General features: G+C 73.8%; 20 protein-coding genes and 1 riboswitch. Of the genes, 9 read left to right on the top strand and 11 right to left on the bottom strand.

The features are described 5' to 3' along the window. The first annotated feature begins 39 nt into the window (after window positions 1-39). Complete coding sequence (locus tag ACIBTV_RS25315; RefSeq protein ID WP_396708740.1) at window positions 40-2,832, top strand: DEAD/DEAH box helicase; 2,793 nt, start codon at window positions 40-42, stop codon at window positions 2,830-2,832. A 103-nt stretch (window positions 2,833-2,935) separates the two neighbouring features. On the opposite strand, the gene ACIBTV_RS25310 is transcribed toward ACIBTV_RS25315, so the two are convergent. Beyond that, on the bottom strand, window positions 2,936-3,865 hold the full coding sequence (locus ACIBTV_RS25310) for an alpha/beta hydrolase family protein (RefSeq protein ID WP_396708738.1): 930 nt from the start codon (window positions 3,863-3,865) through the stop codon (window positions 2,936-2,938). 172 nt (window positions 3,866-4,037) lie between these two features. Between ACIBTV_RS25310 and ACIBTV_RS25305 the strand changes: the two genes are divergently transcribed. Next, the gene (locus tag ACIBTV_RS25305) at window positions 4,038-4,616 is read left to right on the top strand and encodes a TetR/AcrR family transcriptional regulator (protein ID WP_396708736.1); all 579 of its coding nucleotides are present in this window, start codon (window positions 4,038-4,040) and stop codon (window positions 4,614-4,616) included. Window positions 4,617-4,795: 179 nt separating this feature from the next. Here the strand turns inward: ACIBTV_RS25305 and ACIBTV_RS25300 are convergent, their stop codons facing one another. From ACIBTV_RS25300 to ACIBTV_RS25280, 5 genes are all read right to left on the bottom strand, one after another. Further along, window positions 4,796-5,158, bottom strand: coding sequence for an ArsR/SmtB family transcription factor (locus tag ACIBTV_RS25300; protein WP_396708734.1), 363 nt, complete (start codon window positions 5,156-5,158; stop codon window positions 4,796-4,798). Window positions 5,159-5,205: 47 nt separating this feature from the next. Continuing rightward, window positions 5,206-6,246, bottom strand: a complete 1,041-nt coding sequence (locus tag ACIBTV_RS25295) for a GlsB/YeaQ/YmgE family stress response membrane protein (protein WP_396708732.1) — start codon at window positions 6,244-6,246, stop codon at window positions 5,206-5,208. Next, window positions 6,243-6,659: a PadR family transcriptional regulator gene (locus ACIBTV_RS25290; RefSeq protein ID WP_396708730.1), complete on the bottom strand. Its 417-nt coding sequence runs from the start codon at window positions 6,657-6,659 to the stop codon at window positions 6,243-6,245. The genes ACIBTV_RS25295 and ACIBTV_RS25290 overlap by 4 nt, the downstream gene beginning before the upstream one ends. A 112-nt stretch (window positions 6,660-6,771) precedes the next feature. Beyond that, window positions 6,772-7,818 (bottom strand): ribonucleotide-diphosphate reductase subunit beta, encoded by a 1,047-nt coding sequence (locus tag ACIBTV_RS25285; RefSeq protein WP_396708729.1) that lies wholly within the window; start codon window positions 7,816-7,818, stop codon window positions 6,772-6,774. Continuing rightward, window positions 7,809-10,199 carry a ribonucleoside-diphosphate reductase subunit alpha gene (locus ACIBTV_RS25280; RefSeq protein WP_396708727.1) on the bottom strand — a complete coding sequence of 797 codons (2,391 nt, stop codon included), beginning with the start codon at window positions 10,197-10,199 and terminating at the stop codon, window positions 7,809-7,811. The genes ACIBTV_RS25285 and ACIBTV_RS25280 overlap by 10 nt, the downstream gene beginning before the upstream one ends. Before the next feature lie 132 nt (window positions 10,200-10,331). Next, window positions 10,332-10,542: riboswitch (cobalamin riboswitch) on the bottom strand. A 217-nt stretch (window positions 10,543-10,759) separates the two neighbouring features. On the opposite strand from ACIBTV_RS25280, the gene ACIBTV_RS25275 reads away from it, so the two are divergent. Together ACIBTV_RS25275 and ACIBTV_RS25270 are read left to right on the top strand one after the other, a co-directional pair. Then, window positions 10,760-11,518 carry an MBL fold metallo-hydrolase gene (locus ACIBTV_RS25275; RefSeq protein ID WP_396708726.1) on the top strand — a complete coding sequence of 253 codons (759 nt, stop codon included), beginning with the start codon at window positions 10,760-10,762 and terminating at the stop codon, window positions 11,516-11,518. Beyond that, window positions 11,515-12,096, top strand: coding sequence for a DedA family protein (locus tag ACIBTV_RS25270; RefSeq protein WP_396708724.1), 582 nt, complete (start codon window positions 11,515-11,517; stop codon window positions 12,094-12,096). The genes ACIBTV_RS25275 and ACIBTV_RS25270 overlap by 4 nt, the downstream gene beginning before the upstream one ends. Here ACIBTV_RS25270 and ACIBTV_RS25265 read toward each other — a convergent pair. Then, complete coding sequence (locus ACIBTV_RS25265) at window positions 12,041-14,458, bottom strand: alkaline phosphatase family protein (RefSeq protein WP_396708722.1); 2,418 nt, start codon at window positions 14,456-14,458, stop codon at window positions 12,041-12,043. The genes ACIBTV_RS25270 and ACIBTV_RS25265 overlap by 56 nt on opposite strands. A gap of 267 nt (window positions 14,459-14,725) precedes the next feature. Between ACIBTV_RS25265 and ACIBTV_RS25260 the strand changes: the two genes are divergently transcribed. Beyond that, window positions 14,726-16,003, top strand: a complete 1,278-nt coding sequence (locus ACIBTV_RS25260; protein WP_396708720.1) for an OFA family MFS transporter — start codon at window positions 14,726-14,728, stop codon at window positions 16,001-16,003. A 66-nt stretch (window positions 16,004-16,069) separates the two neighbouring features. Here ACIBTV_RS25260 and ACIBTV_RS25255 read toward each other — a convergent pair whose 3' ends face one another. Beyond that, the gene (locus tag ACIBTV_RS25255) at window positions 16,070-16,579 is read right to left on the bottom strand and encodes a VOC family protein (protein ID WP_396708718.1); all 510 of its coding nucleotides are present in this window, start codon (window positions 16,577-16,579) and stop codon (window positions 16,070-16,072) included. 324 nt (window positions 16,580-16,903) lie between these two features. Here ACIBTV_RS25255 and ACIBTV_RS25250 point away from each other — a divergent pair, with 324 nt between their 5' ends. Together ACIBTV_RS25250 and ACIBTV_RS25245 are read left to right on the top strand one after the other, a co-directional pair. Further along, window positions 16,904-17,806: a siderophore-interacting protein gene (locus ACIBTV_RS25250; protein WP_396708716.1), complete on the top strand. Its 903-nt coding sequence runs from the start codon at window positions 16,904-16,906 to the stop codon at window positions 17,804-17,806. A 91-nt stretch (window positions 17,807-17,897) separates the two neighbouring features. Then, on the top strand, window positions 17,898-18,458 hold the full coding sequence (locus ACIBTV_RS25245) for an isochorismatase family protein (RefSeq protein ID WP_396708714.1): 561 nt from the start codon (window positions 17,898-17,900) through the stop codon (window positions 18,456-18,458). 55 nt (window positions 18,459-18,513) lie between these two features. On the opposite strand, the gene ACIBTV_RS25240 is transcribed toward ACIBTV_RS25245, so the two are convergent. Both ACIBTV_RS25240 and ACIBTV_RS25235 read right to left on the bottom strand, forming a co-directional pair. After that, window positions 18,514-21,039 (bottom strand): FtsX-like permease family protein, encoded by a 2,526-nt coding sequence (locus tag ACIBTV_RS25240; RefSeq protein ID WP_396708712.1) that lies wholly within the window; start codon window positions 21,037-21,039, stop codon window positions 18,514-18,516. A gap of 8 nt (window positions 21,040-21,047) precedes the next feature. After that, on the bottom strand, window positions 21,048-21,812 hold the full coding sequence (locus tag ACIBTV_RS25235) for an ABC transporter ATP-binding protein (RefSeq protein WP_396708710.1): 765 nt from the start codon (window positions 21,810-21,812) through the stop codon (window positions 21,048-21,050). A gap of 148 nt (window positions 21,813-21,960) precedes the next feature. Between ACIBTV_RS25235 and ACIBTV_RS25230 the strand changes: the two genes are divergently transcribed. Both ACIBTV_RS25230 and ACIBTV_RS25225 read left to right on the top strand, forming a co-directional pair. Continuing rightward, complete coding sequence (locus ACIBTV_RS25230) at window positions 21,961-23,163, top strand: sensor histidine kinase (protein ID WP_396708708.1); 1,203 nt, start codon at window positions 21,961-21,963, stop codon at window positions 23,161-23,163. After that, a complete protein-coding gene (locus ACIBTV_RS25225; RefSeq protein WP_396708706.1) occupies window positions 23,160-23,798 on the top strand; it encodes a response regulator in 639 nt (212 codons plus the stop codon). The genes ACIBTV_RS25230 and ACIBTV_RS25225 overlap by 4 nt, the downstream gene beginning before the upstream one ends. 13 nt (window positions 23,799-23,811) lie before the next feature. Here ACIBTV_RS25225 and ACIBTV_RS25220 read toward each other — a convergent pair whose 3' ends face one another. Continuing rightward, window positions 23,812-24,816 carry an LCP family protein gene (locus ACIBTV_RS25220; RefSeq protein WP_396708704.1) on the bottom strand — a complete coding sequence of 335 codons (1,005 nt, stop codon included), beginning with the start codon at window positions 24,814-24,816 and terminating at the stop codon, window positions 23,812-23,814. Between the last annotated feature and the right edge of the window lie 146 nt (window positions 24,817-24,962).

The following is a 24,962-nucleotide window of genomic DNA, read 5'->3' as shown; positions in this document are numbered from 1 at the left end:
GTCCGGTGCCGTGCCCGGGCACGCATTAATCTTGATCCCATGTCGAGCCCCGCCGAGCGGTACGCCGCGGCGCGCCGCCGGGCCGCGCAGGCCTCCGAGTTTCCGGCGCTGGACGAGTTCGCCCTTGACCTGGGGTTCGATCTCGACGATTTCCAGCGCGAGGCGTGCCAGTCGTTGGAACGTGGCAGCGGCGTGCTGGTCTGCGCGCCCACCGGCGCGGGCAAGACCGTGGTGGGCGAGTTCGCCGTCCACCTGGCGCTGCGCGGTGGGGCGAAGGCGCCGGCCGCCGACGCGGAGCCGGGCGCCCGGCGCAAGTGCTTCTACACGACGCCGATCAAGGCGCTGTCCAACCAGAAGTACCACGACCTGGTCGACCGCTACGGCGCCGAGCAGGTCGGCCTGCTCACCGGCGACAACGCGATCAACGGCGACGCGCCCGTGGTGGTCATGACCACCGAGGTGCTGCGCAACATGCTCTACGCCGGCTCCAGCACCCTCGAAGGTCTGGCGTACGTGGTGATGGACGAGGTGCACTACCTCGCCGACCGGTTCCGGGGCGGCGTGTGGGAAGAGGTGATCATCCACCTGCCCGCCTCGGTCACCCTGGTCTCCCTGTCGGCGACCGTCTCCAACGCCGAGGAGTTCGCCGACTGGCTGGTCACCGTGCGCGGCGAGACGGCGGTGGTGGTCAGCGAGCACCGGCCAGTGCCGCTGTGGCAGCACATGCTGGTCGGCAAGCGGATGTTCGACCTGTTCCACGACGCCGACGCGGCCCGCAAGCACGACGTGCACCCGGAGCTGCTGCGCTACACCCGGGACACGATGCGCCGGCTGGAGCTGGGCGAGGGTCGCAGCGCCGGGCCGGGTTCCGGTCGGCGCGGCCCCCGCTGGCGCGGTCCGATGCGGCCGGACATCGTCGAGCGGCTGGACCGGGAGGGGTTGCTCCCCGCGATCCTGTTCATCTTCAGTCGGGCCGGCTGCGACGCCGCCGTGCAGCAGTGCCTCGCGGCCGGGCTGCGCCTCACCTCGCCCGAGGAGCGGGCGGAGATCCGCCGGGTGGTCGAGTCGCGGGTGACCGCGATCCCCGGCGAGGACCTGACGGTGCTCGGCTACTGGGAGTGGCTCGACGGCCTCGAACGGGGCCTCGCCGCCCACCACGCGGGCATGCTGCCGGCCTTCAAGGAGGTCGTCGAGGAGCTGTTCGTGCGGGGCCTGGTGAAGGCCGTCTTCGCCACCGAGACCCTGGCGCTGGGCATCAACATGCCCGCCCGCTGCGTGGTGCTGGAGCGGCTGGTCAAGTACAACGGCGAGGCGCACGTCGACCTGACGCCGGGGGAGTACACACAGCTCACCGGGCGGGCCGGCCGGCGCGGCATCGACGTCGAGGGGCACGCCGTGGTGGTGTGGTCGCCCGAGACCGACCCCCGGCACGTGGCCGGCCTGGCGTCCACCCGCACCTATCCGCTGCGGTCCAGCTTCCGGCCCTCGTACAACATGGCGGTGAACCTCGTCGGCTCGGTCGGCGCGGAGCCGGCCCGGGCGCTGCTGGAGTCCTCGTTCGCCCAGTTCCAGGCGGACCGGTCGGTGGTCGGTCTGGCCCGGCAGGTGCAGCGCAACACCGAGACCATCGAGGCGTACGGCGCGGAGGCGGCCTGCCACCACGGCGACTTCGACGAGTACTTCGCGCTGCGGGTGGCGATCGCCGACCGGGAGCGGGCGCTCGCCCGCCAGGGGCAGACGCAGCGCAAGGCGGCGGCCGTCGCGTCGCTGGAGCGGCTGCGGGTCGGTGACGTCATCCGGGTGCCCTCGGGCCGGCGGGCCGGTCTGGCGGTGGTGCTGGACCCGGCCACCGGCGGGTTCGGGGAGCCGCGTCCGCTGGTGCTGACCCAGGACCGGTGGGCGGGCCGGGTCACCCCGAGCGACTTCACCACGCCCGCAGAGGTGCTCGCCCGGATCCGGGTGCCGAAGCACTTCAACCCCCGCTCGCCCGCCGCGCGCCGCGACCTCGCCGCCGCGGTGAGCGCCACCGGGCTGGACCGGCACGGCGGACGCCGGGGCGGGCGGTCCCGCCAGGCCGTGGGCGAGGACCATCAGCTCACCCAGCTCCGCGGTGAGCTGCGCCGGCACCCCTGCCACGCTTGCCCGGACCGGGAGGAGCACGCCCGCTGGGCGGAGCGGCGTCGCCGCTTGGAGCGCGACACGGAGGAGCTGCGGCAGCGGGTGGCCGGGCGGACCGGCTCGCTGGCGCGTACGTTCGACCGGATCGTCGCCCTGCTCACCAACCGCGGCTATCTGACGGGGGAGGGCGAGGTCACCGACGCGGGCCGGATGCTCGGCCGGATCTGGACCGAGGCGGACCTGCTCGTCGCCGAGTGCCTGCGCCGCGGCGTCTGGGACGGGTTGTCCCCGGCGGAGCTGGCCGCCGCCGTGTCGGTGGTGGTGTTCGAGGCTCGCCGCGACGTCGACGAGCGGGCGTCGCTGCCGCGCGGGCCGGTCGCGGACGCGGTCGACGAGACCCTGAAGCTGTGGGGCGACATCGAGGCGGACGAGGCCGCGCGGGGGCTGGCGGTGAGCCGTGAGCCGGATCTGGGCTTCGCCTGGCCGATCTACCGGTGGGCCCGGGGCGAGGCCCTCGCCAAGGTGCTCGCCAGCGGTCACGAGATCGACGGCGAGATGCCGGCGGGTGACTTCGTGCGGTGGGCCCGCCAGGTGGTCGACCTGCTCGGGCAACTCGCGGACTCCGGGGGCGCGTCGGTGGAGTTGCGCTCCACCGCCCGCCAGGCCGTCGCCGCCGTGAACCGGGGCGTGCTCGCCTACCACACCCGCGCCTAACTCGCCCCCTCCTACCTCCCCGCCCCGCCCCGCCCGGCGTGTCGCGGCAACAACTTCATGATCGACGCGATGAGGGCGGGGTGGGGCCTGGTGGGTGGTGGGCCTACTTGGATTCGAGGTGGTGCAGGGGGTTGGGGCTCGTCGGCGGTTCGGCGCTCACCGTGGCCCAACTGTCGTCGGCGGGGTCGAGCGCGCTGCGCAGGTAGGCCGTGGTGAGCCGCTGGACCAGGGCGACGCGGGCGGGGTTCTCGTCGGTCGTCTCGGCCAGCAGGGGGCCGGCGATGCCGCCGAGGCCGTGCTCGGCGCCGAACAGGGTGAGCAGGCTCTTCGGGCCGGGGCTCAGGTGGTACGGGTCGGTGAACCAGTCCGGCCCGCGGACGCTGAGGGCCGACTGGTCCCGGTCGCCCGCGACCACGAGGGCCGGGGTGCTCATACCCGCGAAGGTCGGGTTCATGAAGGGGAAGTGCTCGGCGGCGAACGGGGTCAGGTCGGCGCCGCCGGTGCCGGTCGTGGCCAGCAGTACGCCGGCCGTGACGCGCGGGTCGGACAGGTCCTCGCCGGGGACGCCCGCGGCGTCGAGGACGCGGGCGCCGAGCAGCATGCTCACCGTCTGGCCGCCCCAGGAGTGGCCGGCGACGGCGACGCGGTCCCGGTCGACGCGTCCCACGAGACCGGGGACGGCGTTCTCGACGAGGTCGAGGTGGTCGAGGAGGTGCGTCAGGTCGGCCACCCGGATGCGCCAGATCTCGGGGTGGCGGGGATCCTCCGGCGGGATGTTCAGCGTCCGCGAGTCGAGGTGCGTGGGTTGGACGACGACGAACCCGCGGGCCGCCCAGTGATCGACCAGGGGGGCGTAGGCATTCATCGACCAGCCGTAGCCGTGCGAGAAGAGCACGACGGGCAGTCGGTGCCCGGTCGCCGGGGCCGACACCTTGACCTGCAGGTCGTCGCCGCGGCCCGGGACCGGCAGCGTGAGCGGTGCGACCGAGACGACCGGAGCGGGCGAGTCGGCGCGCTTGTCGAGGTGGCGCATGAGGTTCTCCTCGGGAGGGGACCGGCATGTTGCTCGCGCGGCGCCCGCTTGGCATGATAGAGAAGCGGAACCGCGTTCCGATATGACGATACGGAACAGAGTTCCGTTTGCCAGCGAGTGTGACGGGGGTAACGGCGGCATGGGTGAAACGGGTGGCGGGACGGAGGCGCCGATGACCCGGAAGCGGGCCGACGCCCGGCGCAACGAGCAGGCCCTGCTGGACGCGGCCGCGGCCGCCTTCGTCGCGTCCGGCGTCGACGTGCCGGTGCGCGACATCGCCGCCCGGGCCGGCGTGGGTGTCGCGACCATCTACCGTCACTTCCCGACCCGGGCCGACCTCGTCGTCGCCGTCTACCGACACCAGGTCGAGGCCTGTGCCGAGGCGGGGCCGACGCTGCTCGCGGCGAGCGACACGCCGCACGTCGCGCTGGCGCGGTGGATCGACCTCTTCGTCGACTTCCTCGTCACCAAGCACGGTCTCGCCGAGGCGCTGCAGTCCGACGACGCGACCTTCCAGACGCTGCACGCCTACTTCCTGGACCGCCTCGTCCCCGTGTGCGCCGGGCTGCTCGACGCGGCGGCCAGGGCGGGGGAGATCCGCCCGGACGTGACGGCCTACGAGTTGATGCGCGGGGTCGGCAACCTCTGCATCGGTGCCGGTCGTGACCCGCGCTACGACGCCCGCCGGTTGGTGCGGCTGCTGATCGCCGGGTTGCGCCTCCACGAGGGAGGGAAGCCGACGCCGGAGTGAGCGCTACCGCCGCCGGCGTACGGTGATCCGCCGCAGCACCAGGATCGCCGCCCCGCCGGCCGACAGCCACGGCGCGGCTCGGTCCCCCTACCCCTGCCGTCCTGGGTCAGACCGTCGACGCCGGCGAGCCGCGCCGCGCAGCGGCCGGGCGGCGTGGGCGGCTGATCTGCGAGCGGCGGTCAGCGGGTCCGCTTCGTCGCCCGCTTGCGGGGCGGCGTCAGCAGATCGGCGATCGCCGCGATGGCGGACGGCACGATCTTGTAGTAGACCCAGACGCCGCGCTTGTCGCGCTCCAGGAGACCGGCTTCGGTGAGGATCCGAAGGTGGTGGCTCACGGTCGGCTGGGAGAGGCCGAGCGGCGCGGTGAGGTCCGTGACCGAGGCCTCGCCCTGCGGGGCGGACTGGATCAGGCTGAGCAGCCGCAGGCGAGCCGGATCGGCGAAGGCCTTCAACACCCCGGCGAGCCGTTCGGCGTCGGCAGGCTTGATCGGCTCGCCGGACAGGGGCGAGATAGCGGGAGCAGCGGTTTTAGCAGTTGCCACGTTCACTATGGTCCCACCGAAAGCATCGATCGGTGGGTGGAACGGTGTCAGTACACCGATGGTGGTCGGATGGCCGCACGGCGAGCACGCTGACGTGCGGCGCGGCCGGTGACGACGGCCGCGACGAGCACCGCGCCGGTCAGCACGATCGCCGCGACCGTGGCCGCGAACATCAGCGCGCTCGGGTCGCCGGAGCTGGTGCCCCAGACCGCCTGGCTGAGCTGATCGGCGCCGAGCAGCCCGGCCGGGGTGGCGACCACCAGCACCGCCCACAGGCCACGGTCGTCCGCCCGCACCGCTCCGATGAGCCCGACGAGCAGGGCCACCGCGGCCAACAGCCCACCGGCCATCGCGAGGATCTCCGGCGTCGACCGGTACGAGGTGAACCAGTCGCCGCCACGCTCGGCGGCGTCGAACGACGCGGACACGGCCACGCCGAGGCCGGCCGCCACCGGCGGTAGGACGCGGCGCGTCCGGCCGGGGCCGGCAGGCAGGGCGAGCGTGGTGACCCCCAGCGCGACGACGGATACCAGGACGAACAGCGGGGGCCGCGGAAGGCCGACGAGCGCGGCCACGGCCGCGGCGAGCACGGTCAGGAGGAGGCTGCCGGTCGCGACGGGACGGGCCCACCGCCGGGGCAGCGCCGTCACGGTGAGGCCGGCGAGCAGCCAACCGATCCAGCCGATCGCGCCGACGGTCTGCACGGGACCGACCGTCGCGGAACCGCCCGCGCCGGGGTCGGAGACCTCGACCTGCAGGAGGAGGAAGGTCGACAGTGTGACGAGGGTGTTCAGCGCGAGCGTCGCGGCGAGAGGGAGCGCGGCGATCAGCCCGAGCGCCCCGTAGCCACGCAGACGCTCTCGCAGACCGGCGCGCGCGAGGTCGAGCGCGTCCTGTGGGGACGGCCACCGCCGCCGAGGGTCGGCCAGGTCGAGGTACGTCCCGACGATCTCCTCCTCGCGTCGGGAGCGGTAGTCGCGCGGGTAGGCCACCAGCAGTCGCCGGTAACGGCGTTGCAGGAGCGACGGGTCGCCGGTCGGTTGCGACGGGTCGCCCATCGGGGCGGGCGTCGAGTGGGGCGGGGTCATGCCGGGCCTCCGGTCGGGCGAAGAACGGGACTTGACACGGGACGGCGGGCGGCGCCGCGCGGTGAACCCGTGGCGGGGGTGGTCTCCTCGCTGTGGGACCGCAGTCGTTGACTGGCGGCCTCGACGTTGCGGCGCAGTCGCTCGGTCTCGGCGCTCAGCGTGGCCCGGCCGGTGTCGGTCAGCCGGTAGTAGCGGCGCAGCCGCCCATCGACGACCTCCTCGTGGTCCGGTTCGACGAGCCCTTCGTCGCCGAGCCGGTCGAGGGCGCCGTAGAGCGTCCCCGGTCGCAGGGCGACGCGACCGCCGGAGAGGGCGGTAACGTCGCGGACGATGCCGTAGCCGTGCATCGGCTGGAGCGCGAGGGCGGTCAGGATGAGGAAGGTGGGTTCCCGCAGCGGCGGCAGAGCGGCCATGGTCTGAATATATCGGTGGCGAAGCTATATCGGTGGCAGTTCCATCAGCGGGTCGGGCCGCTGCCCGGACGGCTCCGGGGACAGCGGCCCGCCGCTGTGGAGGTCGTCGTCTCTAGAAGTCGTCGTCGAAGCTGACCGTGCCGGTCACCCCCACCTGGTACGCCGACACCCGCCGCTCGAAGAAGTTGGACAGCTCCTGCACGTCCTGCAGCTCCATGAACGCGAACGGGTTGCCGCTGCCGTACATCGGCGCGATGCCGAGCAGGGCGAGCCGGCGGTCGGCCACGTGCTGGAGGTACTCCCGCATGTCGGCCAGCGACATCCCGGAGACGCCTTGTTCGAGGAGGTCCTCGGCGAACTGGACCTCGCACTCCACGGCCTCGGCCAGCATGGCCTTGACCTGCTGCTCCATCTCCGCGTCGAACAGGTCCGGCTCCTCGGCGCGGACGGTCTCGACCACGTCGAACGCGAACGCCATGTGCATGGACTCGTCGCGGAACACCCAGTTGGTGCCCGACGCGAGCCCGTGCAGCAGGCCTCGGGAGCGTAGGTAGTACACGTAGGCGAAGGCGCCGTAGAAGAACAGCCCCTCGATGCAGGCGGCGAAGCAGATCAGGTTGAGCAGGAACGCCCGGCGGTCCGCCCGGGTCCGCAGCTCGCGCAGCTCGAAGATGGAGTCGATCCACCGGAAGCAGAACTCCGCCTTCCGAGCGATCGACGGGATGTTCTCGACGGCCGCGAAGGCGGCGAACCGCTCCTTCTCGTCCGGGACGTACGTGTCGAGCAGGTTCAGGTAGAACTGGACGTGCACGGCCTCCTCGAACAGTTGCCGGGAGAGGTAGAGCCGGCCCTCCGGGGAGTTGACGTGCTGGTAGAGGTTCAGCACGAGGTTGTTGGCGACGATGGTGTCGCCGGTCGCGAAGAACGCCACGAGCCGCGACACCAGATGCTGCTCGGCCGGCGACAGCTTGCCCAGGTCGGCGAGGTCGGCGTGCAGGTCGACCTCCTCGACGGTCCAGGTGTTCTTGATGGCGTCCTTGAACCGGTCGAAGAAGTGCGGGTAGCGCATGGGCCGCAGCGTCAGGTCCATGCCGGGGTCGAGCAGCAGGTGCCGCTCGGTGGTCGCGGCGCGGGTGTCGGGAGTGGTGGTCACTGGCATGCCTCGCAGCTCTCGGGGTTCTCCAGGGAACAGGCCAGCGCCTCCGCGTCGCCCACCGCGACGATCGGCGCGAGCGCCGGCGTGATGCCGACGGTGGCCTGTTGGATGCGGGTCGCGGGACGCGAGCGCAGGTAGTAGGTGGTCTTCAGCCCGGACTTCCAGGCGTACAGGTACATCGAGGAGAGCTTGCCGATGGTCGGCGCGCTCAGGAACAGGTTCAGCGACTGCGACTGGTCGATGTACGGGGCGCGGGCGGCGGCCAGGTCGATCAGCGCCCGTTGCGGCAGCTCCCACGCGGTGCGGAACAGGGCCCGGACGTCCTCGGGCAGCTCCGCGATCCCCTGCACCGACCCCTCGGCGCGCTTGATCCGCTCGCGGACCGCCGGCGTCCACAGCCCCCGCGCCTTCAGCTCCCGGACCAGGTAGGTGTTGATCTGGAGGAACTCGCCGGACATCGTCTCGCGCTTGAACAGGTTGGACACCTGCGGCTCGATGCACTCGTAGCAGCCGGCGATCGAGGCGATCGTGGCGGTCGGGGCGATCGCCACGAGCAGCGAGTTCCGCAGCCCGTGCGCCGCGATCGTCGCCCGCAGCGCGGCCCACCGCCGCGTCTGGGCGGGCTCCGCGCCCCACAGGTCCGGGTGCAGCTCACCCTTCGCGGCGCGCGTCTCGGCGTACGCGGGATGCGGGCCGAACCGTTCGGCGAGCCCGGCGGACGTCTCCAGGGCGGTCAGGAAGATCTCCTCCTGCACCCGGGTGGACAGCTCCCGGGCCGGCGCGGAGTCGAACGGCAGCCGCAGGGTGAAGAACGCGTCCTGCAGGCCCATCAGCCCGAGCCCGACCGGCCGCCAGCGCGGGTTCGACGCCGCCGCCTGCTCCGACGGGTAGTAGTTGATGTCGATCACCCGGTCGAGGAACACCACCGCCGTGCGGACCGTCGCCCGCAGCTTCTCCCAGTCGACGCCGTCGGCGCTGACGTGCGCGCCGAGGTTGATCGAGCCCAGGTTGCAGACGGCGGTCTCGGTGTCGCTGTTCACCTCCAGGATCTCGGTGCACAGGTTCGACAGGTGAATGGTGTTCCCCTCGCCACCGGTCTGGTTGGACAGCCGGTTCGACGCGTCCTTGAACGTCATCCACCCGTTGCCGGTCTGCGCGAGCGTGCGCATCATCCGCCCGTACAGGTCGCGGGCCTTGACGGTCCGGACGGCCTTCTTCTCCGCCGCCCGGTACGCCTCGTCGAACGCCTCACCGAACAGGTCCGGCAGCTCCGGGGCGTCCGACGGGTCGACCAGCGACCAGTCGCCGTCGGCCTCGACGCGGCGCATGAACTCGTCCGGGACCCAGTTCGCCAGGTTCAGGTTGTGGGTGCGGCGCGACTCCTCGCCGGTGTTGTCGCGCAGTTCGAGGAACTCCTCGATGTCGGGGTGCCAGGGCTCCAGGTAGACGCAGGCGGCGCCCTTGCGCCGGCCGCCCTGGTTGACCGCCGCCACACCGGCGTCGAGGGTCTTCAGGAACGGCACGATGCCGTTGGATCGGCCGTTCGTGCCCCGGATCAGCGCCCCCCGGCCCCGGACGCGGGACCAGGAGATGCCGATGCCGCCGGAGAACTTCGACAGCTTCGCGACCTGGTGGTAACGCTCGTAGATGGAGTCCAGTTCGTCGCGCGGGGAGTCCACCAGGAAGCACGACGACATCTGCGTGTGCCGGGTCCCGGAGTTGAACAGCGTGGGGGAGCTCGGTAGGTAGGCGAGGCTGGACATCAGCCGGTAGAAGCCGATCGCCTCGTCCGGCGTCTGCGACAGCCCGCACGCCACCCGCAGCAGCCAGTACTGCGGGGACTCCACCACGAGACGCGACTCCGGATGCCGCAGCAGGTACCGGTCCGCGACCGTACGCAGGCCGAAGTACTCGAACCGCAGGTCACCGGCCGGGTCGACGGCGTCGTCGAGTTCGCGGGCGTGCCGCGCCACGAACCGGGCGGTGGCGTCACCGATGAGGCCCAGACCGTGCGCGTACGCGATCGACTGGCTGAAGCTCGCCACGCCCTGCCCGCGGACCTCCTCGTCCACGAAGGCCGCCAGCAGCCGCGCCGCCAGCTTCGAGTACTGCGGCTCCTCGCCGATCAGCTCCGCCGCCGTCTGGATCGACAGCTTGTCCAGTTCGGTCGTGGTCGCACCGTCGTACAGACCGCTGATCGTCTTCGTGGCGACCCGCAGCGGGTCGACCTCGTCCAGGTCGGCGACCCACCGCTGCACCGCCCGGACGATCCTGTTGACGTCCACCGGTTCGGTGTCGCCGTCGCGCTTGCGGACCCGCATCACCTGCCGACGCTGCTCCGGCACGTCCTGCTCGGCCACCGTGTGGCCCCGTGTCGCCGCCATGTCCCCCTCCTCATGCCTGTCCACGAGGTCGACGAACGCGCAGGGGAACGCCACTGGCCGCCGGGCGGCACGCCGGCGTGCCGGGCCGGCTCACGGCGTCGGCCGTCCCGCGCGGCCTCCGACCGCCGCACGCGACGCGTGCGGCGCGCTGGCAGGTCTTCGGACTCGCGGGCGTGACACACGGTCGCCTACTGGCCGTCGCTTCCCAGGCCTCGCGGCCCAGTGCTTCGTTGACGGCGGTCGTTCCCACTCACCGCTGCGGGGCAGTCCCGGAATTTCACCGGGTTCCCTCTTGCCTCGACCACCGTGGACCGGCGGCCGAACCAGCTGCGGGTGACACCATATATGGGCGCCGGGTCGAGTTGGCAACACCAGATGCTGTGCGGGCGTGTCGTGGTCCGTGGTAATGGTCCTCGTCACGGCGACGCCCGCCCGCGCGGCGACCGGACCGTCCGCCGCCGCGCGGGCCGACCGGTCCGCGCGGCGCGGCGGCCCCGGTGGGCGTCCCCGGGTCGGCCCGATACGGTGGCAGGTGTGACGGACGCGGTGCGGGTGGCGGTGTGGTCGAGCTGACCTGGTACGGCCACAGCACGGTCTGGATCGAGGATTCGGGCACCCGGCTGCTGACCGACCCGCTGCTGCGGGACCGGCTCGCCCACCTGCGTCGCCGTCGCGGGCCGGTGCCGCGGCTGCCCGACGCCCCGGACGCCGTGCTCGTGTCCCATCTGCACGCCGACCACCTCGACTTCGCCTCGCTGCGCCTGCTGCCCGCGCACACCCCGCTGGTCGTACCGGCCGGTGCGGGACGCCTCGTCCGCCGCGCGCTGGGTGCCGCCGTTCCCTGCGTCGAGTTGGCCGTGGGGGAGCGGACCACGATCGGGCAGCTCACCGTCACCGCCGTGCCCGCCGCCCACGATCCAGGCCGGGGCCCCTGGTCCCGCCACCGCGCGCCCGCCGTGGGTTACCTGATCAACGGCCGGGCCAGCACCTGGTTCGCCGGCGACACGGGACTCTTCGAGGAGATGGCCAAGTTGGGGCCGGTCGACCTCGCGCTGGTCCCGGTCGGCGGCTGGGGTCCGACGCTGGGCGCGGGCCACCTCGACCCGGCCGACGCGGCCGAGGCGGTGCGGCGCGCGGCGGCGGCCCACGCCGTCCCGATCCACTTCGGCACCTTCTGGCCGGTCGGCTGCGAACGATTCCGTCCCGGCCTCTTCCTGCCTCCCGGCGACGCGTTCGCCCACCACGCGGCCACCGTCGCCCCGGGCACCCGGGTGCACGTGCTCGACCCGGGCGGGTCGCTGACGGTGCGCCGCTCATGACGGCGACCCTGGGCGCGCTGGGCTGGCTGGCGCTGGTGGTGATGTTCGGCGCGGTCGTCCCGGTGGTGCCGACCGGCGCGGCGGTCAGCGGCGCGGCCGCGCTCGCCGCGCACCAGCAGCCGCTGACCGTGGCGCTGGTCGTGCTGGCCGGGGCCGTCGGCGCGTACGTGGGGGACCTGGCGACCTACCTGGTGCTCGGCTGGGGTGGTGAGCGCATCGCCCGCCGGCTGCGGTGGTTGCGCGAGCCGCAGCGGCTCGACCGGGTGTCGGCGCGGGTGCGCGAGGGTCGGGTGTCGATGCTGCTGGTGTCCCGGCTGATCCCGGGTGGCCGGGTGCCGGTGCTGCTCGCGGCGGCGGTGACCGGGCTGACCCGGCGGCGCTTCGCCGTCGCCAACGCGCCGGCCACCGTCGCCTGGTCGGCCCTCTACGCCGCGATCGGCGTCGTCGGCCGTGCCGTCTTTCCGCAGCCGTGGCAGAGCGTCGCCGCCGCGATCCTGCTCGTCCTGCTGGTGAGTCAGCTGGTCAGCTGGGTGCACCGGCGGCGGGCCGCGCCGGTTCGTCCGCCCGCGACGCCATGACCGGCAGCGGCGGGCGCACGGACCGGTGGTCCGGTCCCCCGGCCGGGCCGTCCGCGCCGAGGTCGTCGGGCGTCGGGTCCGGCCGCCCGGCCCGGCCCGGCCCGTCCGGCGCGGTGCCGCCGTCGTCGCCCGGGCCGCCGTCCTGGTCGGGCCGGCGCAGCCCGAGTCGACGCAGCCACGCCAGCAACTGATCGTGTACGGCCTCCGGACCCACCAGCACGTCGTCCTGCGGCCAGTCGGCGGGGTGGATGAGCAGCGCGTCGGTCTGCCAACCGCCCAGGCCGCCGTGGCAGCCGACGAGCTCCTCGAAGGCGGCCACCTCGTCCAGACTGGGGTCGACGGCGCTGATCACCACCAGGTCCCCGACGTGGTCCATCTCCTGGTGGCGCAGCAGGTCCCACCGGGCACGCGGCCCGTACGCGGCGAGCGGGTCGTCGCCGTCGACGTGCCCGTCCCGCAGCCGGTGCCGGCCGTCGCGCCCGAGGGCCACCGGCCCGGCGGAGGTGTCGACCACGACCACCCCGATGCCCGGGTGGGCGGTCAGGCCGTCGACGAGGCCGGGAGCGGCGGCGTCGATCCGCTCCCGGGTGAGCCGCCCGGGGTGCCGGGGCAGGTAGATCATCGCCAGGTTGCCGGACGCCACGACCACGGTCTCCGGGTCGCTGTGACTGGCCGCCTCCGCCTCCCGGTCGGCCGGCCCGAGGGCGATCTCGGGCCCGTCCGAGCGGGCGCGGACGGCCGCGCGGGTCGCCGCCGCGGTCACGCCGCCCCGGCCCGCCACCTCGGTGAGCAGCAGATTGACCCGGCCCCACTGTTCGACGCCGCCGGCGGCCTCGGCGTCGACCGGGGCGGCAGCGGCGTCCGCTTCGGCGTCGCGGGGGGACGGAATCCGCGCGGGCGCGGCGAGCCGGGCGACTACCTGGGCGAGCGACTCGCCGTAGCGCTGGCGGAACGTGGCCCCCTGACTCTGCCCGTGGTCGCTGAGCACGACGAGGTGGTAGCGGCGCGCCGCCTGGGCCGCCAGCCGTTCGAGGATGCCGAGCGTGTGGTCGAGCGCTTCGAGGGCGGCCATCGCCTCCGGCCGGGCCGGGCCGGCGTGGTGGGCCACCTCGTCGTAGTCGACGAAGTCGCAGAAGATCACCGGTGCGCCGCGGGCCATCTGCTCGGCGATCAGCGACACATTGAGGTCGTTCAGCATGCTGGCCAGGGGGCGCAGCGCCAGATAGGAGCCGCCCCGGCCACCCCGGGGTTGGACGCCGCGCATCCGCTGCCGCCGCGCCTGGTGCAGCTCGCGCAACACCTGACCGGCGCCGATGGTGACGGCGCGGGCGAAGCCGTACGGGCTGGTCATGAACGCCGCGTATCCGGGGTTGGACCGGCCGGGAAGGGCCGCCCGGCTCACCGTCAACAGGCTGGTGGGCGCGTCGCCGGAGAAGGCGGTGCTGATGCTGACGCCACCGTCGCGCAGCAGCCCCCGTCCGGTGGAGAGGCGTCGCTCGATCTCGGCGGCGTCGCGGGGGCGGCTGGTGACGATCAGCCGGCCGCCGACGGGCGTGCCGTCGGCGCCCACCGTCGCCTTCTCGTACCACCGGTAGGCCGGCACGCGGGAGGCGTCGCCGTGCAGCAGACCCGCCTGGGCGGCCGGGGTGGTGGCCGGCAGCCCGGTGTGCCAGCGGGTCATCCGGTGGCTGCGGGAACGCAGCCACCGACCGACGGTGGGCAGGTTGCCGGCCCGTACCGCCCACTGCACCAGGGGCGCGGCCACGCCGTCGAGTTGGACGACGAGCAGCCCCTCGGGTGGCTCGGACGGCTCGGCAGGGGCACCACGCCGGCTCCGGCGCCGCCAGAACCGGCCCCGCCGGCCGTGCGGGGCCCGCCGCACCCGGGTCATCAGCCGCAGCAGCTCGGACACGAAGGTGTCGTCCGTGCCGGCGTCGGCCAACCAGTTCACGATCGCGGCGAGGGCGACGGCCAGCCACGCCGCGACGAACGCGACGGCGAATCCGGCGACGTGCGCCTCCGGGTCCAGCCGCAGGGCCACGTACATGACCACGGCCTGCACGACCACGCCGATGGCCAGCGCGCTGAGCCCGCCCAGCACGGTGGCCAGCGCGAGCAGCAGGGGGCGCAGCACCGCGCCGACGCCGGTGACCAGGGCGACCAGCCACAGCATCGCCACCAGGCCGCTGGCGGTGACCCCCGGCAGTAGCCACAGGGTGGTGGTGAGCACCGCGAACGAGGTCGCCATGCTGCGCAGCAGCGCCCTGATCCGGGCCACGGTGGGCCGGTACTCGCGCAGCACCCGCACGCCGACGTGGACCGGCTCGGGCAGGCGTGCCTCGGCTTCTCCCTGCGGCTCCATCCCCGCCACGATGCCACACCCACCCCATCAAGATCATCGGGGCGCGCCGGACGGCGAACCAGGTCACGCCGCGGGGCGGGTGTCGCTGTCGGCATCGTGCTGCGGGGTGGCCGACGGTTCCCCTACTGTCAGACTTGTTCACGTTTCGCACGCGATACCCCGAGCTCCATGGGCGACCCGACAGCCGGTCCCGTCGACCGGCTGCCGTCCGCACGGCGGCGCGCATCCGGCGCCGTCCGCCGCCTGAGCGACGAAGGGGTTCAGCTCATGGCCCACTCCACACCCGCGTCCGCGCCGACCCGCGGCCGTTGGGGCCTGGTCGGCGCCGCGGTGCTCGTCCAACTCGCACTCGGCGCCGTGTACGCGTGGAGCGTGTTCAACAAGCCGCTGCAGCAGCAGTTCGGCTGGAGCAAGACCGAGGCCGTGCTGCCGTTCGAGGTGGCGATCGGCACCATCTTCATCGGCAGCCTGATCGGCGGGCGCATCCAGGACCGGCGCGGTCCACGGCCGGTGGCGCTGGGCGGCGGAGTGCTCTACGGCGTCGGCAACATCCTGGCGTCGCTCACCTCGTCGGCGGACCAGCTCTGGCTGCTCGTGCTCACGTACGGGGTGCTCGGCGGCATCGGCCTCGGCGCCGTCTACATCACGCCCATCGCGATGCTGGCCAAGTGGTTCCCGGACCGCCGGGGCCTCATCACCGGCATCGCGGTCGCCGGGTTCGGCTTCGGTGCGGTCATCGTCGCGCCCGTCGCGAAGGCGCTGCTCAACGGCACCAGCGACAAGACCAGCGTGTTCCTGCCGCTGGGCATCGCGTACCTGATCGCGGTCCTGCTCGGGGCGTCGTTCTTCCGCAACCCACCGAGCGGCTACCAGGTCCCCGGGTTCACGCCCGCGGTCGGTGGCCGTGCCGTGGCCGGCACCCGCGTCTACACCCTCGGCGAGGCCCTGCGGACCCGCCAGTGGTATCTGCTGACCGCCATCCTCACCCTCAACGTCGCCTGCGGCATCGCACTCATCTCCCAAGCGTCCGACGCCGCCGAGGCGATCACCGGGGTGAGCGCGGCGAGCGCGGCCACGCTGGTCGGCATCCTCGGCCTCTTCAACGGCGCCGGGCGGGTGGCGTGGGCCTGGCTGTCCGACCGCGTCGGCCGCATGCCGGCGTTCCTCGGGATGCTGGTGCTCCAGGCGATCTGCTTCTTCATCCTGCCGCACGCCACGGCGTTCGCGGTGTTCGCGGTGCTCGCCGCGCTGGTCTACCTGGCGTACGGCGGCGGCTTCGGCACCATGCCGGCCACTGCCGCCGACTACTTCGGCACGCCCAACGCGGGTGCCGTCTACGGCGCGATGATCGTGGCCTGGAGCATCGGCGGAGTGGTCGGCCCCCTGGTCACCGCCGTGCTCTACGAGGCGAGCGGCAACAGCTACACCCTGCCGTTCACCGTCATCGCGGTGGTGGCCCTGGTCGCCCTGGTCCTGCCGCCGATCACCCGGCTGCCGACCCAGCCGGGCCGGCCGCGACCCCACAGCGAGGTCACCGGACCGTGACGGTGGCCGGGCGCGACGTCGGGGTGGCTACCGTCGGCCGCCACCTCGGCACCGTCACGCTGCGGCTCACTGCGGGCGGGCGAACCCACCCCGGGGCGCGATGATCTCCAGGTTCGTGCCGTCGGGGTCGTTGAAGTACGCGACCTGGGTGCCGAGCGCGTCGGCCGGGTTCACCTCACCCTCGGCGAAGGTGTAGGGCTCGCCGAGGAAGTCGAAGCCGGCGTCGCGCATCCGCCCGTGGACGGCGTACACGTCGTCGACCAGGAAGCATAGGTGCATGGTGCCGGGCCGGTTGGCCGCACCCTGCGCCGGTTCGCCGGCCGGATCGAGGAACTGGATCAGGTCGATCCCGAGATCGTCGAGGTTGAAGGTGGCGTACCGGAGCTTCGTCACCGGCAGCCCCTGTGACTGCGCGAAGCCGGGGCCGTGCATCGTCTCGTCCCGCACCACCGGCTCGGTGCCCAGCAGCGCCCGGTAGAAGGCCACCGACCGGTCGAGGTCGCCCACCGAGATTCCCACGTGGGCGGCCTTCCGAAGACCGATGGACGCGGTCGGCGTTCCGGGTGCGTTGCTCATCGCGATTTCTCCCCACGGTTCGTCGCCTTGATCTTCCTGATCTCTGTGCTACCCCGGGTGGTCCGCCTCGAACCAGGGGTGGGTCCGGAAGGCGAGTTGGCGAGATCATGCGTTCCGCGTGTTCATCCACAGTGAACGTTGGCGTCCCGGGTGAGTTCCGGGGCGACGCGCCTCGGCGGTGCCGCGACGTCTCCGTCGTGCACTGACGGGTGCTTCGTGGCCCGGCTTGACACATGATCGCGTCCTTAGGTTAGCCTAACCTCATCGCCATGATCGGCGTGCGACCACGGCCCGGTAGACCACCGCCAGACCGAGAGAGGCACCATGACCCAGACCCTGCCCGTCGCCCCCTGGCGCCTGTTCACCGCCGAGGTGCGGGCGGTACGCCGGCTCAGCCCGTCGTTCGTCCGGGTCACCTTCACCGGGCCCGACCTCGACCGGTTCGCCGACAACGGCTACGACCAGCGGATCAAGCTGGCCCTGCCGCTGCCCGGCGAGCGCGGTGTGCGGCTGCCCGACGGCCCGGACTGGTACGCCGCCTGGCGCGCCCTGCCCGACGAGCGCCGCCACCCGATCCGCACCTACACGGTCCGGGCCGCACGGCCGCACCTGGCGGAGGTGGACGTCGACCTGGTCCTGCACGGCGACAGCGGCCCGGCGACCCGGTGGGCGCGCCGTGCCCGACCGGGCGACGAGATCGTCATCGTCGGTCCGGACGCCGGCTACCCGGGTGTCCACGGCGGGGTCGAGTTCCACCCGCCGGCGGACGGTCAGCTGCTGCTGGTCGGTGACGAGACCGCGGTGCCCGCGATCGCCGCGATCCTGGAGCGTCTGCCCTCCCACGCACGGGGTCGGGTGCTGATCGAGGTGCCCGAGGCCGCCGACGCGCTGCCGCTGGCGGCGCCGTCCGGCATGCCCGTGACCTGGCTGGCCCGCGACGCGGGCGAGCACGGCAGTCGGCTCGTCGCCGCCGTCGCGGAGGCGGCCGGCGACCTGCTGGGCGCCGGGGCGGGCGCCGCCGAGCCGGTCCCGGACGTGGACGTCGACGTGGAGGTGCTCTGGGAGGTGTCCCAGGAGGTGCCGGCGGTCCCGCTGTACGCGTGGCTGGCGGGCGAGGCGGGCGTCATCCGGACCCTGCGTCGGCACCTGGTCGGGGAGCGGGGCCTGGACCGGCGGGCGGTGGCGTTCATGGGCTACTGGCGGATCGGTCGCGCCGACACCGCCTGACGGGATCGCGCTCGCCGGTCGGTCCGCGCGATCCTGTCGGGGGGGCGGGCCTACGGTGTCCGCAGATCCGACGTCGACCGGGGGAGAGTCCATGACCACACTCGAGAACCGTCCGCACACAGCCCTGCTCGTCATCGACGTGCAGACCGGCGTCGTCGAGGGGGCGCACGAGCGCGACGAGGTCGTCGCCAACATCGGCGGCCTGGTCGGGAAGGCTCGCCAGGAGCACGTCCCCGTGGTCTGGGTGCAGCACTCCGACGAGCGGCTCGCCCGGGGCAGCGACGCGTGGCGGATCGTCCCGGAGCTCCACCCCGACGGGGCCGAGCCGCTGGTGGAGAAGCACTACGGCGACTCCTTCGAGGACACCACGCTGGAGTCGGTGCTGGCGGAGCGCGGCGTCGGGCGGCTCGTCGTCGTCGGCGCGCAGACCGACGCGTGTGTCCGCTCGACGCTGCACGGCGCGCTGGCCCGGGGCTACGACGCCATCCTGGTCAGCGACGCCCACACCACCGAGGACCTGTCGGCCTGGGGCGCGCCGCCGCCGGCCCAGGTGGTCGCGCACACCAACCTCTACTGGACCCACCAGACGGCGCCGGGGCGCACGGCCGGCACCGTCGAGACCAAGGCGGTCGACTTCCGGGCCACCGCCTGAGACCGATGCGACACCGGCCCGGCGCCCCACGCGGGGCGCCGGGCCAGGCGCCGGTTCAGCCGTCGACCCCGAGGGCGGCCACCGGGCTGATCCGCGAGGCGCGCCGAGCCGGCAGCACCCCGGCCAGCGCGGTCAGCGCGATCAGCGCCACGAAGAGCCCGACCAGCGGCAGCACCGGCAGCGTCAGCGGCGCGTGGATCCCCAACGCCCGCACCGCCAGCCAGGCGTACGGCACGCCGAGCAGCAGCCCGATCGTGGCGCCGATCAGCCCGTACAGGCCGGACTCGGCGGTCAGCATGGTGCGCAGGGCGCCCCGGGACAGGCCGACCGCGCGCAACAGCCCCGACTCGCCCACCCGCTCCACAACCGACAGCGCGGTGGTGGAGCCGACCCCGACGACCGCGATGATCACGGTGAGGCTGACCAGGCCGACCGCGATCCAGACGATGCTGGCGAGCACCTCGCCGTCGCGGTCGCGGGAGTCGGCGAGGACGGCCAGACCGACCCCGTCGGCGCCGCCGATCGCCTGTCGCAGCGCCTGCACCGCCGCGGTGCGGCCGTCCTCGCCGGGGCGGGCCGCGTCGGCCAGCAGCCCGGACCACCCGGCGGCGACGCCGAGCCGGTCGAGGTCGGTGCGGTCGGCGAGCACCCCCGCGTGCAGGGGACCGGTGTCGGGCAGCACCGCCACGACGCGTACGTCGGTGGTGCGGGCGTCGACCGCGAGGGAGACCTGGTCGCCGACCCGCAGGCCGGTGTCCCGGGCCACCCAGTCACCGAGCACGATCCGGCCGGGCCCGAGGTCGGCGAGCCGGCCCTGCGCCACGTCGAGCTGGTCCGTGGTCGGCAGTGCCGCCACGTCCAGGTCGGTCCCGGTGTAGGCGGACTCGGGGTTTCCCAACCGCTCGGCGCCCCGGCGGAGGGTCAACCCGTCGACCCGCCGGTACGGCACCACCCGGGCCAGCGCGCCCTCGGCGGCCCGGGCGCGCGTCACCACCTGATCGGGCAGCGTGGCGCCCGGTGCGGTGGTGACCTCGATGTCGGCGGGCGCCGACAGCGCCAGTTCGCGGTCCATCAGCGTGCGCAGCGAGGCCCCACCGACCGCCACGCCGGCGATCAGGGTCACGCCGAGCGCCACCACCACGGAGACGGCGGACGCGCGACGCGGGGTGCCGCCGACCCCGCCGACCGCCAGCCGCCCGACCGGCCCGAGCTGGCGCAGCGGCCAGCCCACCAGGGCCAGCACCGGGCGCACCAGCAGCGGCCCGAGCGCCACCAGCGCGAAGAACGCCAGGGCGCCGGACACGACGAGCAGCAGCAGCACCGGCGTCGCCGAGTAATCCTCCTGCTGCGGTTTCGGCAGCCGGGCGATCGTCAGGGCGGCGACCAGCACCGCCCCGCCGGCGAGCAGCAGCCCACCCACCAGCCGCAGCCCGCCGATGCCCCGCCGGCCGGCGGTCGTGCTCGCCGACCGCAGCGCCTCGAGCGGGGCGACCCGGGAGGCGGTGAACGCCGGGGCCAGCACCGCGAGGACGGTGACCGCGACGGCGCCGAGGACCACCGCGACCGCCGCCCCGACGGGCACCCCGGGGGAGGACACCGCCCGGCCGGCGGCGCGCAGGATCGGCGGTACGGCGTGCCCGACGGCCAGCGCGCCGGCCACACCCACCGCGCCGGCCACGAGGCCCGTGAGAGCGCCCTCGGCGGTGAGGGCCCGCACCAGCGCGCCCCGGTGGGCGCCGACCGCCCGCAGCAGCGCGAGCTGCCGCATCCGCTGGGCGAACACGATCCGGAACGTCGAGGTGACGACCAGCGCCGCGGCGACGACCGCGATCGCGACGAACATGCCGACCAGGGCGAAGAGCGCGCTGACCTGACTGGCCGCCGCGTCGGCCTCCAGCTGGCGCACCTCCGCGCCCGGGCGCAGCGCGACGTCGGTGGGCAGCACCGCCGCCACCCGCTGCCGGAGCGTCTCCACCGACTCGCCGGGCGCGGCGCGCAGGTCGATCCGGCGCACCTCGGTGGCCCCGCCCAGCCCGATCACCACGTTCTCCGGGGCGTACGCGTTGAAGCCACCGTCCTCGGCGGTGCCCACCAGGCCGGTGACGGTGATCCGCACCGGTGTGGTCCGGACGTCGGTGGCGGTGACCACGGAGCCGACCGTGAGGCCCAGCCGCTGCGCGGTGCGCGGGGTGACCGCCATCTCGCCGGGGGCGTCCGGGTAGCTGCCCTCCTTGAGCCGGATCGTGGACAGCGGGCCGCGCCCCGGGTCGGCCTCGAGGTTGACGAACGACCCGTTGACGCCCAAGCCGACCTCCAGCCGGGCCGCCGCCTCGGCGACCCCCGGCACGGCGCGGACCCGGGCCAGCGTCGCCACGGCGGGTGCCGGCCCCTGCGACTCACCCCCGACCACGAGGTCCGTGGCGGCGGGGGTTCCGCTGAGATTGTCCCGCGCGGTCCGCTCGGTGATCTGCTGGGCGAGCACGGTGCCGAAGACGACGAAGGCGGCGACCAGGATCGCCAGGCCGGTCAGCAGCAGCCGGCCGGGGCGGCGGGCCGCCGCGCTGAGCTGTGTACGCAGCACCGGCGTCCTCATGCCCGGGCCGCCAGGGCGTGCAGTGCCTCGGTGACCGAAGCCCGGTCCGGCCCGTCGATGTCGCCGGCGATCCGGCCGTCGGCGAGCAGCACCGCCCGGTCCGCGTACGCGGCGGCGACCGGGTCGTGGGTGACCATGACGATGGTCTGGCCGAGGTCGCGCACCGAGTCCCGCAGGAAGGTCAGCACCTCCGCGCCGGAGTGCGAGTCGAGGTTGCCGGTCGGCTCGTCGGCGAAGACGACCTCGGGGCGGGACACCAGCGCGCGGGCCAGCGCGACCCGCTGCTGCTGGCCGCCGGAGAGCTCGCTCGGGCGGTGGCCCAGCCGGTCGGCGAGCCCCAGCACACCCACCAGGTGGGCGAGCAGCTCCCGGTCGGGGGTGCGGCCGGCCAGGTCGAGGGGGAGGGTGATGTTCTGCGCGGCGGTCAGCTGCGGCAGCAGGTTGAACGACTGGAAGACGAACCCGACCCGCTCCCGGCGGACCCGGGTCAGCGTCCGGTCCGAGCGTCCGGTCAGCTCCGCGCCCCCGAGCAGCACCCGCCCGGAGGTGGCGGTGTCCAACCCGGCGAGGCAGTGCATCAGGGTCGACTTGCCCGACCCGGACGGCCCCATGATCGCGGTGAACCGGGCCCGCTCGAAGCCGACCGTCACCCCGTCCAGGGCCCGTACGGCGGTGTCGCCGGTGCCGTACACCTTGACCAGGTCGACCGCGGCGACGGCGGCCTGGCTCACGTCCGGCGGGGCGGGGGCGTGGATACTCATCGAACCTCCAGCGAATGATCCTCTGACTCAGGGAAGCCTCGCCGGGGGTGGGCGGCTGCCGCATCGGCCCGGGGAGCGGGTTCGGCGCCGCCGGGTCTGTCTTTCGGCTGATCTGCCACCGCCACCGAGGTCGCTACCCTGGGTCACGATGAATGCGCCGGGGCTTCGACATTGGTGGGTCCGCCTGGGCCAGCTCGCCGGCCTGGCGGTGGTCGGCCTGCTGGGCCTCTTCGACCTGCGGTTCGGCAACTTCGACGGGATGAGCTCTCCGGCGGTCCTGCTCACCCTGGCCCGGATGGGGCTGGCCGTGGCGACCGTGGTGGTCTGGCTGCCGCTCTACCGCCAGGGCTCCCGGCGGTTGCCGCTGGCGGCGCTCGTCGTCGGCGGCGTCTCACTCATCGTCACCCTGCTGCTGGCCGCCGCGCACGCCCACGGCTCGTACCTGGTGGGCGGGAGTTGGGGGCTGGCCGAGTCGGCCGGGCTGTTGGCCGTGGTCTTCGTGGTGGTTCGTCGGGGAGCGCCCCGGACGGCCGCGGTGGCGGCGCTGGTCGCCGGGCTGGCCGTCGCCGGGCTACCGCTGCGCGCCGGCACCGAGAACACGTACGTGATCTTCGCGCTGATCCAGGCCCTCGGCGCGGCCGGCGCCGCCGGCGCCGGCCTCTATCTGCGGACGATGGCCGCCGGCCGGGAGCGTGCCGTGGCCCTGGTGCGGGCCGAGCAGCGCGCCGAGTTCGCCCGGGACCTGCACGACTTCATCGCCCACCACGTCACCGGCATCGTGGTGCAGGCGCAGGGTGCCCGGTTCGTGGCCGAGCAGGACCCGCAGCGGGTGATCACGGCCCTGGAGCAGATCGAGCGGGCCGGCGCCGAGACGATGTCCTCGATGCGGCGGATGGTCGGGATCCTGCGCAACCCGGAGGCGGCGCCGGACGCCCCGCTGGCCCCGCTGGCCGGCGTCGCCGACCTGGCGCCGCTGCTGGAGGGGTTCAACGGCGTGGCGCGGGTGCCGGCCCGGCTGCACGTCGACGGCTCCCTGGACGGGCTGCCGATCGAGGTCTCGACCTCGGCGTACCGGGTGGTGATGGAGGGGCTGACGAACGCCCGCCAGCACGCGTCCGACGCGCGCGCGGTGGACGTGTTCGTTCGGCGTACCCCGCAGTGGCTGCTGGTCCGCGTCGCCGACGACGGGTCGTCGTCGCGCACCGCGCCCGGCCGCGGGCACGGTTTCGGCCTGATCGGCCTCACCGAGCGGATCCGGGCCCTCGGCGGCACGATCACCGCCGGGCCCGGCGTGGCCGGTGGCTGGGTGCTGGACGCGACGCTGCCGCTGGACCGGGCGGTGGCCCGGTGATCCGCGTGCTGGTCGCCGACGACCAGGCGATGGTGCGGACCGGCTTCGGCATGATCATCGGGGCGCAGCCGGACATGGAGGTCGTCGGCGAGGCCGCCGACGGTGTCGCCGCGGTGGAGCTGGCCCGGCGGCTACGCCCGGACGTGGCCCTGCTGGACATCCGGATGCCCCGCCTCGACGGGCTGGAGGCGCTGCGGCTGCTCGCCGGGCCCGGCGTCGTCGACCCGGTGAAGGTGGTCGTGGTCACCACCTTCGACCTCGACGAGTACGTGCACACCGCCCTGCGCAACGGCGCCTGCGGCTTCCTCCTCAAGGACTCCGGCCCGGCGCTGCTGGTCGAGGCCGTCCGGGCGGCGGTCTCCGGCGACGCGCTGATCAGTCCCTCGGTGACCGTACGGCTGCTGGAGCACCTCAGCCCGCCCACCGCCGCCCGCGACGAGGCGGGCCTGTCCCCGCGCGAGCTGGACGTCGTCCGGCTGGCCGCCCGGGGGCTCACCAACGCCGAGATCGCCGCCCAGCTCTTCATCGCCGTGGGCACGGTGAAGACCCATCTGGCGAGCGTGCAGACCAAGCTCGGGGCGCGCAACCGGGTCGAGATCGCGGCCTGGGCATGGGAGCACCGGCTGGTCGGGTGAGGCCGGGACCGGCTCAGTGCTGGGCGGTGCCGCCGGTCGGGGTGGGTGTGGCCGTGTCGGTGAGGTACTGCTGGACGGCGTCGTCCGCGACGGCCTGGTAGAGCGCCTTCGCCTTGGCGGTGTCCGGCAGGACGACGCTCTGGCCGCTCTTCATGCCGGTGCCGGCGCTCGGGCTGCCCAGGAACGTCAGGTCGTCGCTGCGCAGGTCCCGCAGCTCCAGCGCGACGTTGATCAGATCGAAGTCCTCGTCGACGGTCACCGACTTCGTCACCGCCTGGAGGAAGGCGTTGAGCTTGACCGGGTTGGAGAGGGTGCCGATGCCGGCCGCCCGGTCGAGCAGGGCCTGGAGGAACTCCCGCTGGTGACGTTCGCGGCTGAAGTCGCCGTCGCTGAACTGGTAGCGCTGGCGGACGTAGTCCAGCGCCGCCGCGCCGTCCAGGTGCCGGGTGCCCTTCTCGAAGGTGCGGTACGGCGGGTGGATCGAGGTGATCGTCTTCTCGATCTTCAGGTCCACGCCGCCGAGGGCGTTGACCACCTGCGCGAAGCCGGCGAAGTCGACTATCGCCACGTGGTCGACGTGGACCCCGGTGAAGCCCTCCACGGTCTGCACGGTCAGCGGGGTGCCGCCCCAGGCGTACGCTGAGTTGATCTTTGCCATGGTGTCGCCGTGCCGGCCGTCGGCCGACTTCGGCACGTAGACCCAGGTGTCGCGGGGGATGGAGATGACCTCCGCCTTCTGGTGGTCGGCGTCCAGGTGCAGCAGCATGATCGTGTCGGTGCGGGAGTCCGCGGTCTTGTCGGGATCACGCGAGTCGCTGCCCAGCAGCAGCACGTTCATCGCACCGGTCACGGACTGTGTCGGGCGCGCGCTCGCCGGCAGGCCCGCGAACGCTTCCGTGCGGGCCAGGTTGCCGTCGAGCGACCGGCCGTACGCCCCCACGGCCACGAGCGCGCCGCCTCCCAGCAGGAGCAGCGCCGCCAGTACGCCGATCAGAACGCGTCGAGATCGTCGTTGCACCCGTCCGAACCCCTCACCTCGGTCTGACCGCCGATCGGCGGCCAAGTAGTCACCCAGAGTAACCGCTGAATCTGAGAGTCGGCTTGGAATGATCACCGGGTCCGGGCGGAGGCCGGGGGAGGGCGCCCGGGCGGCGTCAGAGCATA

This window comes from Micromonospora sp. NPDC049366, assembly GCF_044466625.1.
Taxonomy (GTDB): Bacteria; Actinomycetota; Actinomycetes; order Mycobacteriales; family Micromonosporaceae; genus Micromonospora.
Note: the sequence above shows the minus strand (reverse complement) of the source record. Positions and strands in the feature narration are given on the sequence as shown.